Genomic DNA, 12,707 nt, shown 5'->3' on the forward strand with positions numbered 1-12,707 from the left:
CCCGGCGTGGGCCGGCAGAGGTTATTTGCCCTAAGACTTCATCTCAACGCGGATGCCATGCAGTGTCTTGCCTGAGGAGTTCAGCACACGACCTGCCGGCTGGGGCGCCATGTGGACGATGAGGCAGCCCTGACCATCCCAAGCCTGGATCGCCTGTATGACATCTCGATTGGGCGGCATCATGGTCCCATCCGGCGCGAAGTCATGGATCGGTCCTTCCACCTGATCGAATACGAAGACCGAAGGCCAGCGGTGGTGGTGCGTCGGCTCTTCTTCATCGGGCTCGAGGATCACTTCGAGTACGCGCAGCCGGTCGTTCTCAAACACGACCTTATGGTTGGCGGGAGCCGCGATCACAGCGTCAAGCTCAGGGTCCCATTGTGCCGGGTCGGTCTGGTCGATGATATCGGTGGTGATCGCCATGGTGTCCTCCATTGATTACAGCGACGGCCTCGGCGCCGATGTGCGAGGGTCGCGCAGCTCCGAATCCGGCGGCTTTCAGGCCGCCGGCACCGATTGAATTACACCTTGCGCGCAGAACAGCTGCCCGTCCGCCAGCCGTGCGTAATTGTGGACGACCTCGTTCTCGTGATCCTGAATCTGAACGATGAAGTTGCCGCTCTGCTCGATCCAGCTCATGATGAACAGGCCAGGACGGACGCCTGTCAGATCGCTCTGAACCACCTCGTCGATCTCGGTGGCACCGATCGTAGCCTGCACGCGCAATTCCGTCAGCGACAGGACCGTCAGCCTCGGCACGAACGAGCCGAACGCGCAATCGAAAGTCTTTCCGACGAGCGAGGTCGGAGCACCATTGGTCGCAGCCATCCTAATCCTCCTTCATGAATATTTATGATTTGGCGAACATTTCCAGCGTCAGGCAATACCTTCGCAAATACCGCGAAAATCTGCATATTTGCCGTTTTGGAGCGCTCCAAAGATAAATTCCGACTTTTTACGCGCAGAGTCAAGAAAAAACTTGGAGCGCTCCAAAAAATTGTCTAACTGAGGGAAATGTATGTTTCCAAGATGCCAACCCTCGCTGACGTCGGCCGGCTCGCAGGGGTCTCTCGCGGCACTGTTTCCAACGTATTCAACCATCCGGACCTAGTGCGGGCCGACGTGCGCCGGCGCGTCGAGGCTGCGGCCCGCCAGCTTGGGTACGATGGACCCGACCCAAGAGGGCGAGTACTACGTGACGGCAAGTTCAATGCCATCGGTTTCATGCCGCCAGGGGCGTACGCCATTGCCGACGTCATCAGAAGCCCATACACGCGGGAACTGGTGCTTGGCGTGTCGATTGCATGCGATGCGGCCGGAGCGACACTGAGCCTGATCAATGGTAGAGACGAAACGCGTATCTCCAGCATAAGAGAGGCGCTGGTCGACGGCTTCATCCTGGGCCACAGCGCAGACATCGATCTGATCACATCGGCGCAGCGTCGGCGCTTGCCTTTTGTCATCCTGGAAAGCGACGCCGGTCCGGATGTCAATTCGATCCGAATCGACGGCAGGAGCGGTGCGTTGGCGGCTGTCAGGCACCTGGCTGCGCTTGGACATCGGCGTTTTGCGATCCTATCCGTCCGGCGCACATCCGGACCCCCGATCATCCATCTTCCAGGCAGCGGCAAGGGCGCTATTAGCGCGGGATTTCAGCTCGACCACGAAAGGCTCCTGGGCTTCGCCCAAGGCCTGGCGGAGGTCAATCTACCGATCGACGATGTCCCGATAATCGAGACTACTCCGGGAGAACCCTCCGCCGGAGCTGTCGTGCTCGATCGAGTTCCGGAAGCAACGGCAATTCTGACCATGTCGGACTGGCAAGCAATCACCGTGATCGATGAAGCAACTCGTCGTGGCATAAACATACCCGAGCAGCTGTCGGTGGTGGGTTTCGATGGCACCGCTGAATCTGCTCGCACCACGCCCCCCCTCACGACCGTAGCGCAGGATATCGCCGGGAAGGGGCGGCTTGCCGCCGACATGGTGTTCGCGAACGCAGCCCCGAAGCAAATCGTCATGCCAGTCGAATTGGTGGTCCGTGGCTCGACTGCCCGACCGCGTCGCTAAACCTCCTCCTTGGCACGGAAGGCGAAACGCTTCGTAATCCGCTTGAACATGACCTACGAGGCCGCTGCGATAACAAAGCTGCGCCAGCCACCGAATGACGAGATATCGGAGGCGTCTGTCAGGCCAGCGGCTTCGACCAGAAAACCCTTGGCCGCGCTGCCGTCCTCCAACTCGATCGTGCCAATGCCAAGCGGCGGCGGAATGGCCGCAACGAAACGGCCGAACGCGTCGGCACAAAGCCTCCAGACCTCGACTTCGACCGCGGTGCCGCCATCGCCAACCCGGATCAGGCCGGGTTTGGGCACCGACTGACCCGCCAGTGCGTAAAGCTTGTAGGATGCGACGGTCTTGGTGGCGCGCAGGAATTGCGCGCCAAGTTGATTGAGCTGGCCGTTGAGCGGCATTCCCGACAGATGCGCCCCGACCACCACCAGGTCGAACATCCCGTCGCAGGGCGGCAGGGTGGCGGGCGGCAGGCCGGGCTGCGACCAGCCGGTGGCGCCGAGCGAAAGGCCGCTCGCCGCATGCAGGTCGCGGGCGAGCGCCGCCGTCAGCGCATCGCGGCCGGCCGGCGCCAGCAAGGTGACGCTCATCGGCAGGCCGTCACCGCGCCTGCCGCTCGGTACGGCGATGCCGCACATGTCGAGCAGGTTGACGAAGTTGGTGTAGGTGCCGAGCCGGCTGTTGGTCTCGACCGGGTCGGCGAGCACGGCCGCGGTGGTGTAATGTGTCGGCGCGGTCGGCACGCAGAACAGGTCGACCGAGGCAATGACCGGGGCGAGCTTCGCCTTGTAGGCCTGCAAGGCATAGAGGCCGCGAAAGGCGTCCGCTGCCGACAGGTTCCTGGCGCCGCCGATGATTTTCCGCGTTACCGGATGCAGGGCCGCTTCATTGGCCTCCATGAAATCGCGGATCGCCGCATAGCGCTCGGCCACCCAGGCGCCCTCGTAGAGAAGATTGGCGGTGGCATAGAAATCGCCGAAGGGGGCTTCGACCAGCCGACAGCCGAGCCGCGACAGCATGGCAAGCGAGGCCTCGAAGCCGGCCTGCATCGCCGCATCGCCGAAGAACTTCAGGTCGGCCTTTGCCGGGATACCGACGCTCAGCACCGGCGGGCGGGCGGCGAGCGGCTGGACGGCGATGTCGCGCGAATAGGGATCGGCCGCGTCGCGCGCCGCAGCGACGGAGAATACCCTGTAGGCGTCGTCGACGGTCAGCGCGAACACCGAGACGCAGTCGAGCGTTCGGCAGGCCGGCACGACGCCGGCGGCCGACAGCGCGCCGACCGTCGGCTTCAGCCCGACGATGTTGTTGAGGCCGGCGGGAATGCGGCCGGAGCCGGCGGTGTCGGTGCCGAGCGCGAAGGAGACGATGCCGCGCGCCGTCGCCACCGCCGAACCGGAGGAAGAGCCGCCCGGCACCAGTTCGGGATCGATGGCGTTGCGCGGGATCGGCCAGGGCGTGCGCACGCCGACGAGGCCGGTGGCGAACTGGTCGAGATTGGTCTTGCCGACGACCAGCGCGCCTGCCGCCCTCAGCCGCGCCACCACGGTAGCGTCCTTGTCGGGCCAGTAGGTGTATTCGGCGCAGCCCGCCGTCGTCGGCATGCCGGCGACGTCGATGTTGTCCTTGGCGGCGAAGGGAATGCCCCAGAGTGGCCTGGCGACGGGATCGAACTGGCCGAGGTCCGCGGCCGCAGCCAGCAGTGCGGCCTTGTCGGCCAGATAGATGAAGATGCCGGGATCGTCGGCGGCCGCGAGGCGTGCATAGACGGCGTCGATCACCTCTGCGACGCCGGTGCCAGCCTGAAAGGCGCCATGCAGGCTGCCGATGTCGAAGTGGATGTCGCTCATTTGGCCTCCCCCAGAATGATCACCGGCAGGTCCCACTGGATCAGCACGACGCAGCCGTCTTTCGTCCACACCGAATGCTCGGTCCCGACGGGGTTCAGGACGACACTGCCAGCCGGATAGTCGCCGTTCTCGTCGCTCTGGGTGCCGTCTAGCACGACGATGGTCTCCAGCCCGGCATGGCGGTGGCGTGGCACACCGGCGCCGGGCCGGTAGCTGAGGATGGCGACCGACGGCTCGACCGGCCCGCCCTTCAGCAGCCAGTGCACACTGATACCATCGCGGAACGGCTCGAATACGAGATCGCGCCAGCCGTCGTCGAGCAGGCCGGCAAAACTCAGATTAGGCATTGGCAATTCCCTCGAGCACCTGGTCGGTGGTCGCCGTCCAGCCGACGATGGCGCCCTGCGCCCTTATCATGGCGATCGCCGCCGCCTTGAACTCGGGGAAATAGCTTTCCGTCGCGTCCTCGGCGAGCAGGCAATCATAGCCGCGGTCGTTGGCCTCGCGCATCGTCGTCTGCACGCAGACTTCGGTCGTCACCCCGGCAAATACCAGCTGCTGCGCGCCCAGTTTCTTGAGGTCGTCCCCAAAGCTTGTGGCGTAGAAAGCGCCCTTGCCGGGCTTCTCGATGACGATCTCGCCGGGCAGCGGCGCAAGCTCGTCGAGGATCGCCGTGCCCGGCTCGCCGGCGATCAGCACGCGGCCCATCGGGCCGGCGTCACCGATGCGGATCGACGGATTGCCGCGATTACGCTTGGCCGGCGGCAGGTCCGAAAGGTCGGGCCTGTGGCATTCCATGGTGTGGATCACCGGCAGTCCGGCGGCGCGGAAGCCTTCGATCAGTCTCTTCACCGTCGGCACGATTGCCACCACCCGGCTGACGTCGTTGCCGAGGCTGGCGCCGAAGCCGCCGGGCTCGGCGAAATCGCGCTGCATGTCGATGACGACCAGCGCCATGGTCGGCAGCTTGAAGGCGAATGGAAATGGCTGCGCTGCGATTTCAACCATCAATGATGTCCCGCCATGTGCTCACCGATGGTCTGCACACTCGCCAGCGCGATCGGCGTCTCGTAGACGAGCGCGCCGTCGGACATGACGAAGATGCGGTCGGAGAGCTCGAGCAGTTCGTCCAGATCCTCCGACATCAGGAGCACAGCCGCGCCGGCATTGCGCGCCTTCATGATGCGGGTGCGGATTTCGGCCACGGCCGAAAAGTCGAGGCCGAAGCACGGGTTGGAGACGATCAGAAGGTCGACCTCGCCGGTCAGTTCGCGGGCAAGCACGGCGCGTTGCACATTGCCGCCCGACAGCGAGGCGATCGGCGAGGAGAGCGATGCGGTCTTGACCTTGAACTGCTCGACCAGCCTGGCGCTGAACGCGCGGATGGCGCCAGCGCTGATCCAGTTCACCGGCTTGCCGTTGCCGTCGATGTCGAAGGTACGGAAGGAGATGTTCTCGGCCACCGTCATCTTCGGCGCGCAGGCGTTCTTCAGCGGCTCCTCGGGGATGAGGCGGACATTGAGCGCGCGCGCCTCGGCGCGCGTCGCCGCATAGGCGGTGCCGCGCACCATGACTTCGCCGGTATCGCGCGGGCGCTGCCCGGCCAGCACTTCCAGGAACTCCTTCTGGCCGTTGCCGGAAATGCCGGCGATGCCGACGATCTCGCCCGAGCGCACGCCAAGATCCTCGATCCGGATCGACTTCAGCCCGGTGCGGTCCGGTGCTTTCAATGCTTTCACCTTGAGCACGATCTCGGCGTCGAGCTTTGGCTCGGCACGGCTGTCGAGCGCCGCGATCGGCTGGTCGCCGATCATCATCGCCGCCATCGCCTTGTGGTCGAGATCGGTAACACGGCCGGTTCCCGTAAGCTTGCCCTTGCGCAGCACGCTGACATCGTCGGCGAACGCCGTCACCTCGTGGAACTTGTGCGAGATCATCAGCACGGTGAGGTCGCCCGCCCTGGTCATGGCGCGCACCAAGCCAAGCACTTCCTGTGCCTCGCCGGGGGTGAGCACCGAAGTCGGCTCGTCCAGCACCAGGAAGGAGCGGCCAAGATAGAGCTGCTTGACGATCTCCAGCTTCTGCTTTTCGCCGGCGGCAAGCTCGGCCACCTTGACATCGAGCGGCAGCTTGAACGGCATCCGCTCCATGAATTGGGCAAGGCCGGAGCGTTCCTTGCGCCAGTCGATGACGCCGGGCACCTTCTCGCGCGAAATGACCAGGTTCTCGGCGCCGGTCAGCGACGGCACGAGGGTAAAATGCTGGTAGACCATGCCGAGGCCGAGCGCCGAGGCATCCTTGGGGCTGGCGATCGTAACCTCGCGGCCGTCGACCAGCATGTCGCCGGAAGTCGGGTGATAAAAGCCCATCATGCATTTGACCAGCGTCGACTTGCCGGCGCCGTTCTCGCCGAGCAGCGCGTGGAAGGAGCCGGCCGGCACCTTGACCGAGACATCGTCGAGCGCGGTGAAGGCGCCAAAGCGCATGGTCATGCCGATGGCCTCGACGCCGACCGCCTTGCTGTTGGTGGTTGCGCTCATCGCGGTATCCTCACGGCAGCTGGGCAACGAGCGCGGCGGCGTTCGACACCGCGCCGAACACGCCGCCTTGCATCTTGATCATCTTGATGGCGGCGAGATGATTGCCGTAGTCGGTGGCGCCGCAGCAATCCTCCAGCATCACGCATTCGAAGCCGCGGTCGTTGGCCTCGCGCATCGTGGTGTGGACGCAGACATCGGTGGTGATGCCGGTGAGCACGATGTTTTCGATGCCGCGCTGGTTGAGGATCAGGTCAAGGTCGGTGGCGCAGAACGAGCCCTTGCCCGGCTTGTCGATGATCGGTTCGCCCTCGGCCGGATAGAGGTCGGGGATGATGTCCCAGCCCGGCTCGCCGCGCACCAGGATGCGCCCGCAAGGACCGGGATCGCCGATGCCGGCATTGATGCGGCGCGAGCGCCAGCGCTTGTTGGCCGGCAGGTCGGCGAGGTCGGGCCGGTGGCCCTCGCGGGTGTGGATGATGGTGTAGCCCTTGGCGCGCATCGCCGACAGCACCGACTTGATCGGCTCGATCGGGGCGCGCACCAGCGACAGATCGTAGCCCATATGGTCGACATAGCCGCCCGGCCCGCAGAAATCGGTCTGCATGTCGATTATGATCAGCGCCGTGTTGTCGGGCCTCAGATCACCATTGTAGGGCCAAGGATAGGGTTCGGCGTCGATGTAGCGCTGGGCGATCCCGGCTCTGGCGTTCATGGCAAACTCCGGTTCATTTGGTGATCGACAACTCGCCCGGCGCGCCGGCGAGCGAACGGCTGGGCGAGGAGGTGGCGATCATGATGATCAGGGTGAGAATGTAAGGGGCGGCGTAGAAGAGATAGTACCCTTGCGTGACGCCGACCGATTGCAGCGCAGGGCCGAGCGCGCCGGCGCCGCCGAACAGAAGGGCTGCGGCAAAGCAGCCGAGCGGGTTCCAGCGGGCGAAGATGACCAGCGCCACCGCCATCAGCCCCTGCCCCGACGAGATGCCTTCGGTCCAGCTGCCGGGATAATAGAGCGACAGATAAGCGCCGCCGATGCCGGCCAGCGCGCCGCCGAGGCCGATGGCGATGAGACGCACCGTGTCCGGGTTGAGACCCATGGCGCGCGCTGCATCGGAACTGTCGCCGACGACGCGCACGATGAGGCCGGCGCGGGTGTTGCGGAAGGCCCACCACAGGAATACCGCCAGTGCCGCGCCGATCAGGAACAGCACGTTGACGTCGAGTGCGGCTTGCACCTGCGGAATGTCCGACCAGGCGCCGAGGGGAATGGCCGGCAGGTCGGGCGCGGAAGGCTGGATGAACGGCTTGCCGAAGAAGAAGGCGAGGCCCGAGCCGAACAGCATCAGCGCAATGCCGATGGCGATGTCGTTGACCCCGCGGAATTTGCAGATCCAGCCGTGGAACAGGCCGAAGCAGAGCCCGGCGATGGCTGCGGCGACGAGGCCGAGCCAGGGCGAGCCGGTCATCACCGCCACCGCATAGGCGGTCATGGCGCCGAACACCAGCGTGCCTTCGAGACCGAGGTTGATGCGCCCCGAACGCTCCGTGATGGCTTCGCCGAGCGAGACGAAGATGAAGGGGGTGGAAACGCGGATGGCGCCGCCGAGGATGGCGAGCGGCACGCCCCAGAGGCCGATCCCGGTGGCGTCCATCAGCTGCTCCTTTGCCATAGGTCCGGATTGAAGGCCTTGAAGCGGCCGTAAAAGGTTTCGCTGAACAGGATGACGATGAACAGCATGCCCTGCAGCACCAGCACGGTGGCGTCGGGCAGGTCCATGCGGCGCTGGATCAGCCCGCCGGAGGCATCGATGCCGCCAAGCAGGAAGGCGACCGGAATGATGGCCAGCGGATTGTGCCGCGCGAGGAAGGCGACGAGGATGCCGGTATAGCCATAGCCGGCGGCGAGCGAGGCGTTGGCGCTGCCCTGCACCGCCGCGACCTCCAGCATGCCGGCCAGGCCGGCGAAGGCGCCAGCCAGCCCGGTGAAGCCGACGATCAGCGAACCGACGGCAAGCCCCTGCACCTGGGCGGCCCTGACATTGCCGCCGGCGATGCGGGCGGCAAAGCCCCAGCGGGTCTTTTCGATCAGCACCCAGGACAGCACGCAGGCGACGACACCGACGGCCAGGCCCCAATGCACCTCCATGCCCGGCATGTTGCCGATGCGGTAGATATCGGCCAGCGGCTGGGTCGAGGGCTTGTTGAGCGAGGCCGGATCGCGCAGCGGCCCTTCGACCAGCTGGTTCATCAGGGCAATCGCGATATAGGCCATCAGCAGGCTGGAGATGGTCTCGTTGACGGCGCGGTAATGGCGGAGCGCGCCGACGGCACCGATCCAGATGCCGCCGGCGGCCATGCCCGCCACGCCCATGACGAGAACCACAATGAAGAAGGGAGCGCCGGTGAGCGCCACCCCGACGGCAGCGGCGGCGACGCCACCCAGCACGATGGCGCCCTCGCCGCCGATGACGACGAGGCCGAGCCGGGCCGGCAGCGCCACGCAGAGCGCTGCCAGCAGCAGGGGAGAGGCGCGCGACAGCGAGTTCTGGACCGAGAACCATGAGCCGAAGCCGCCGCGCCACATCGTTTCATAGAGCTGGACCGGCGACTTGCCGACAGCCAGGATGAACAGGCTGAACAGGGCCATGCCGACGACCAGCGCCGCCAGCGGAATGACGACGGCCTCGGCGCGCCGGGCGATCCATTCCAGCGCGGCCGGATAACCCCTGGCGCCGAATGTCGCCGGCGCGCCGGCCCCTGCCACCGTGTCTGTCATGTTGCCGCCTCCGTCCGGTTCAGGCGGTCGAGCCGACGACGCCCTCGACGAGATAATCCATGCTTTCGAGCTCGATGGCGGTCTCGGCGAAGGTCTGGCCTTCGGTCGCGATGACGGTGCCCTTGTTGCTCTTCAGCGGACCCTTAATGACGGAGAAGCCACCCTTCATCATTTCGGCCAGCGTGGCGTCGAACTGCTTGCGGGCCGGCTCGGAGACAGCGGGGCCGAGCGGGCTCATCTTGACGAAGCCGTCGGCCAGTCCGCCGCGGGTGAAATTGGGCAGAGGCGTTCCGGCGACGAGGTCGTCGACGAACATCTTGTAGACCTTGGCCCAGTTCCACTCGGCGCCGGTCAGGTATTTCTCGGGCGCCAGCGGGCTCTGGTTGGCATGGTAGCCGCACACGAAGGCGCCACGGCCGGCGGCCGTCTCGACCACGACCTTGGGGCTGTCGACATGACAGGTGACGACATCGATGCCTTGATCGACCAGCGCGTTGGTGGCTTCCGCCTCCTTGACCGCCAGCGACCATTCGCCGGTGAAGATCACCTGGCAGGTGATCGTCGGGTCGACCGAACGCGCGCCAAGCAGGAAGGAGTTGATGTTGAGCAACACCTGCGGGATCGGCTTGGCGGCGATAAAGCCGAGCTTCTTGGTTTTGCTGGTATGGCCGGCGACGACGCCGTTGAGGTATTGGCCCATGCCGATATAGCCGAAATAGGAACCGGCATTCATCGGATGCTTGTCCTTGTTCCACATGCCGCCACAATGGCGGAACTGCACGTCGGGGAATTTCGCGCACATGGCCAGCATGTGCGGATCGAAATAGCCGAATGAGGTCGGGAAAATCAGCGAGGCGCCGTCGAGATTGATCATCGATTCCATCGTCTTCTGGACGTCGACCGTCTCGGGCACGTTCTCCTCTTCGACAATGGAGATGCCCTCCATGCCCTTCAGCGCCGCGGCGCCTTCGGCATGCGCCTGGTTGTAGCCATAGTCGTCCTTCGGCCCGACATAGATAAAGCCGACGGTGGTGGCGGCAGCAAAAGCCCTTGTGATGGGAAAGGATGCCGAGGCCAGCCCAAGTGCGGCTCCGGCGGCGGAGGTCTTGAGCAATTGGCGGCGGCTAAGCATGAATCTGTCGGTCATCTCTTATGCTCCCCTATGGACCCTTTTCCAGGTCGGTTAACGCCTTCTCGAAAAAGTGCATGCAATCGCTGTGCCAATTCCAAAACATAAATTTATCAAATGAAATCAATCATAGATTCAAAAGCATCTGCTCATGTATCAGGCAATTGCATGCACTTTTTGCCTCGAAAACAGCCAGTTTGACAGGCAGATTAAAATAGAGGCATAGAGTGGTATATCGAGTCGACAGGCCTTGTGCGCTGACTGACTCTACAGAAGACCGGACGGAGGAGATTTGTCGGGGAAGCGCAGCTTGATCAGGTCGGGCACGACCGTGGATCAGATGGTGAGGGCGATCGGCGACCGGATCGTCACCGGTTTCCTGCGCCCCGGCGAAAAGCTCGACGAGACCTCGCTCGCCGCCCGCTTCGACGTGTCACGAACCCCGGTCCGGGAGGCGCTCGGCCAGCTCAGCGCCATGGGCCTGGTCGAAAGGCGACCGAACCGGGGCGCCATCGTCGCCGTGGTGACGCAAGAGCATCTCGCCTCGATGTTCGAGAGCATGGCCGAACTGGAGGCGATCTGCGCCCGCTTCTCGGCCGAGCGCATGACCAGCGGCGAACGCCGCTCGCTCGAGATCGAGCATCAGGCCTCGGCGCGGCTGGTGCGGCTGCGCGCCGAGGAGGACTACGAGTATTTCAACACCGAGTTCCACACCCGGCTCTATCGCGGCGCCCACAACGCCCATATCTACGAAATGACCGTGATGACACGGAGCCGGCTGGCGCCGTTCCGCCGCGCGCAATTCATGCTGCCGGGACGGCTCGCCAAATCCTGGCAGGAGCACGACGCGATCGTTACGGCAATCATGCGGGGCGATGGCAATGCTGCCGGCAAGGCCGCGCGGGACCACGTTTCCATCGTCAGCGAGGCGAGCGCCGTCTTTGCGGCCGGCGACCAGCCGAAAGTCGCAAACACGCTGCCGGTCACCGCCGGGTGACAGGGACTTCAGCTGGTTCGGCGAAGCGCCTGGCCCAAGAGCGAGAGTTATTGCCAAGCGCGCAAAATGGACGGGACGATCGGCTCAGGGCACTACCAAGGCACCAGCACGCCCTTGCCCAACGCGAGCGCGGTGAGCGCTGCCGCCGTCGTCAGGCAACGCCGGTTGGCCTCGGCCTCGAAGGGCGGCGCAAGCGCCGCCCCACATCCCTTGGGAGGACAATTCAAACAGGCGATCAGGCCGCCCTGGCTTCCTCGGCGATCGCATCGGCCTTGCGCGCTGCCTTCAGCACCTTGGCCCACCAGGCGACATCGTTGACCAGCGCGGTGGCAGCTTGGTTCAGATGCTCGATCTCTTCGAGCTTCTTCTCACCCTGGCGGACGGCAAGGAAATCGCCCCAGGCGATATGGACGGCCGACTTGACCGGCGCCATCTGCAACTCGACGGCGTAAAGGCGCAGCTGTTCGACGGCGCGCGAGCCACCGACGCTGCCATAGCCGACGAAGCCGGCCGGCTTCTTGTTCCATTCGTTGGCGGCGTAGTCGATGGCGTTCTTCAGCACGGCGGTCGGGCCGTGATTGTACTCGGCGGCGGTGAAGATGAAGCCGTCGAACTCGGCGACCTTCTTCTGCCAGCGCTGCGCCACTTCGTTCTGCGACGGCGCCCAGGCGGAGGATGCGACCTCGTCGAAGAACGGCAGCGGCCAGTCGCGCAAATCGACGACTTCGACGTCGATATCGGCATGCGACCTGGCGATCTTGGCGATCCACTCGGTGGGGACGTCGGCGAAGCGCGCGGCGCGCGTCGAACCGACGACAATGGCGATTTTGGGCTTGGACATAGAGGGGCTCTCCTTGCGGGAAATTGTGGTATCGTTTGGATACCGGCGCTATATGAGATACCGCAAACTTGAAGTGCAAGGAGGCACGTTTTTGTTACTGAGGCACCCGCATGTCACCGAGGACTGCCGCGCCATCTCGGAAATCCTGCAGCGCGTCGGCGACAAATGGACTGTTCTGGTCGTCGGCAAGCTCGGCGACGGGCCGCTGCGCTTCAACGAATTGCGCGCCGCCGTCGGCGGCATTTCGCAAAAGATGCTGACTACCACCTTACGCGGGCTGGAGCGCGACGGCTTCGTCACGCGCACGGTGTTTCCGACCATCCCGCCACGCGTCGACTACGAGTTGACCGATCTCGGCCGCGAATTGCTGGTGCCGGTCGCCGCACTCGGCGAATGGGCGCGCAGGAACACCGCGCGTGTCAAGGCGGCGCGGGCGAAGTTCGACGGCATGCACGCCTGAAACCCTTGCAATGGAAGGGTTTTCGCGCCGCGCAGCGTCGG

The 12,707-nt window shown here is 64.6% G+C and carries 14 protein-coding genes; 3 read left to right on the forward strand and 11 right to left on the reverse strand.

Features of this window, described 5'->3' with window-relative positions; translation table 11 throughout:
• Positions 1-30: 30 nt before the first annotated feature.
• Both AC0L2H_RS00270 and AC0L2H_RS00275 read right to left on the reverse strand, forming a co-directional pair.
• The gene (locus AC0L2H_RS00270; RefSeq protein WP_473588322.1) at positions 31-423 is read right to left on the reverse strand and encodes a hypothetical protein; all 393 of its coding nucleotides are present in this window, start codon (positions 421-423) and stop codon (positions 31-33) included.
• A 75-nt stretch (positions 424-498) separates the two neighbouring features.
• A complete protein-coding gene (locus AC0L2H_RS00275) occupies positions 499-828 on the reverse strand; it encodes a MoaF-related domain-containing protein (RefSeq protein WP_473588323.1) in 330 nt (109 codons plus the stop codon).
• Positions 829-1,014: 186 nt separating this feature from the next.
• On the opposite strand from AC0L2H_RS00275, the gene AC0L2H_RS00280 reads away from it, so the two are divergent.
• Complete coding sequence (locus AC0L2H_RS00280) at positions 1,015-2,070, forward strand: LacI family DNA-binding transcriptional regulator (protein WP_473588324.1); 1,056 nt, start codon at positions 1,015-1,017, stop codon at positions 2,068-2,070.
• Positions 2,071-2,123: 53 nt separating this feature from the next.
• Here the strand turns inward: AC0L2H_RS00280 and atzF are convergent, their stop codons facing one another.
• From atzF to AC0L2H_RS00320, 8 genes are read right to left on the reverse strand one after another with little or no spacing between them, the layout of a single operon-like run.
• A complete protein-coding gene (gene atzF, locus AC0L2H_RS00285) occupies positions 2,124-3,923 on the reverse strand; it encodes an allophanate hydrolase (RefSeq protein WP_473588325.1) in 1,800 nt (599 codons plus the stop codon).
• Complete coding sequence (locus AC0L2H_RS00290; protein ID WP_473588326.1) at positions 3,920-4,270, reverse strand: cupin domain-containing protein; 351 nt, start codon at positions 4,268-4,270, stop codon at positions 3,920-3,922. The genes atzF and AC0L2H_RS00290 overlap by 4 nt, the downstream gene beginning before the upstream one ends.
• Complete coding sequence (locus AC0L2H_RS00295) at positions 4,263-4,931, reverse strand: cysteine hydrolase family protein (RefSeq protein WP_473588327.1); 669 nt, start codon at positions 4,929-4,931, stop codon at positions 4,263-4,265. Before AC0L2H_RS00295 ends, AC0L2H_RS00290 begins: the two co-directional genes overlap by 8 nt.
• The gene (locus tag AC0L2H_RS00300) at positions 4,931-6,463 is read right to left on the reverse strand and encodes an ABC transporter ATP-binding protein (protein ID WP_473588328.1); all 1,533 of its coding nucleotides are present in this window, start codon (positions 6,461-6,463) and stop codon (positions 4,931-4,933) included. Before AC0L2H_RS00300 ends, AC0L2H_RS00295 begins: the two co-directional genes overlap by 1 nt.
• A 10-nt stretch (positions 6,464-6,473) precedes the next feature.
• Entirely contained in the window at positions 6,474-7,175 is a 702-nt protein-coding gene (gene biuH / locus AC0L2H_RS00305) for a biuret amidohydrolase (RefSeq protein ID WP_473588329.1), read from the reverse strand.
• 13 nt (positions 7,176-7,188) lie between these two features.
• Positions 7,189-8,115 carry an ABC transporter permease gene (locus AC0L2H_RS00310; RefSeq protein ID WP_473588330.1) on the reverse strand — a complete coding sequence of 309 codons (927 nt, stop codon included), beginning with the start codon at positions 8,113-8,115 and terminating at the stop codon, positions 7,189-7,191.
• Positions 8,115-9,239, reverse strand: a complete 1,125-nt coding sequence (locus tag AC0L2H_RS00315) for an ABC transporter permease (protein WP_473588331.1) — start codon at positions 9,237-9,239, stop codon at positions 8,115-8,117. Before AC0L2H_RS00315 ends, AC0L2H_RS00310 begins: the two co-directional genes overlap by 1 nt.
• Before the next feature lie 19 nt (positions 9,240-9,258).
• Complete coding sequence (locus AC0L2H_RS00320; RefSeq protein ID WP_473588332.1) at positions 9,259-10,386, reverse strand: BMP family ABC transporter substrate-binding protein; 1,128 nt, start codon at positions 10,384-10,386, stop codon at positions 9,259-9,261.
• Positions 10,387-10,678: 292 nt separating this feature from the next.
• On the opposite strand from AC0L2H_RS00320, the gene AC0L2H_RS00325 reads away from it, so the two are divergent.
• Positions 10,679-11,365, forward strand: a complete 687-nt coding sequence (locus AC0L2H_RS00325; RefSeq protein ID WP_473588333.1) for a GntR family transcriptional regulator — start codon at positions 10,679-10,681, stop codon at positions 11,363-11,365.
• A 235-nt stretch (positions 11,366-11,600) separates the two neighbouring features.
• Here AC0L2H_RS00325 and AC0L2H_RS00330 read toward each other — a convergent pair whose 3' ends face one another.
• Complete coding sequence (locus AC0L2H_RS00330; protein ID WP_473588334.1) at positions 11,601-12,206, reverse strand: NADPH-dependent FMN reductase; 606 nt, start codon at positions 12,204-12,206, stop codon at positions 11,601-11,603.
• Between the two features lie 91 nt (positions 12,207-12,297).
• On the opposite strand from AC0L2H_RS00330, the gene AC0L2H_RS00335 reads away from it, so the two are divergent.
• Entirely contained in the window at positions 12,298-12,666 is a 369-nt protein-coding gene (locus AC0L2H_RS00335) for a winged helix-turn-helix transcriptional regulator (protein WP_473588335.1), read from the forward strand.
• Positions 12,667-12,707: the final 41 nt, after the last annotated feature.

The sequence above is a fragment of the Mesorhizobium sp. WSM4871 genome (genome assembly GCF_055811295.1).

Bases quoted from the DNA above. Each gene is read 5' to 3' on its own strand.
- AC0L2H_RS00270 (WP_473588322.1), bottom strand. From the start codon at position 423: ATGGCGATCACCACCGATATCATCGACCAGACCGACCCGGCACAATGG.
- AC0L2H_RS00275 (WP_473588323.1), bottom strand. From the start codon at position 828: ATGGCTGCGACCAATGGTGCTCCGACCTCGCTCGTCGGAAAGACTTTC.
- AC0L2H_RS00280 (WP_473588324.1), top strand. From the start codon at position 1,015: ATGTATGTTTCCAAGATGCCAACCCTCGCTGACGTCGGCCGGCTCGCA.
- atzF (WP_473588325.1), bottom strand. From the start codon at position 3,923: ATGAGCGACATCCACTTCGACATCGGCAGCCTGCATGGCGCCTTTCAG.
- AC0L2H_RS00290 (WP_473588326.1), bottom strand. From the start codon at position 4,270: ATGCCTAATCTGAGTTTTGCCGGCCTGCTCGACGACGGCTGGCGCGAT.
- AC0L2H_RS00295 (WP_473588327.1), bottom strand. From the start codon at position 4,931: ATGGTTGAAATCGCAGCGCAGCCATTTCCATTCGCCTTCAAGCTGCCG.
- AC0L2H_RS00300 (WP_473588328.1), bottom strand. From the start codon at position 6,463: ATGAGCGCAACCACCAACAGCAAGGCGGTCGGCGTCGAGGCCATCGGC.
- biuH (WP_473588329.1), bottom strand. From the start codon at position 7,175: ATGAACGCCAGAGCCGGGATCGCCCAGCGCTACATCGACGCCGAACCC.
- AC0L2H_RS00310 (WP_473588330.1), bottom strand. From the start codon at position 8,115: ATGGACGCCACCGGGATCGGCCTCTGGGGCGTGCCGCTCGCCATCCTC.
- AC0L2H_RS00315 (WP_473588331.1), bottom strand. From the start codon at position 9,239: ATGACAGACACGGTGGCAGGGGCCGGCGCGCCGGCGACATTCGGCGCC.
- AC0L2H_RS00320 (WP_473588332.1), bottom strand. From the start codon at position 10,386: ATGACCGACAGATTCATGCTTAGCCGCCGCCAATTGCTCAAGACCTCC.
- AC0L2H_RS00330 (WP_473588334.1), bottom strand. From the start codon at position 12,206: ATGTCCAAGCCCAAAATCGCCATTGTCGTCGGTTCGACGCGCGCCGCG.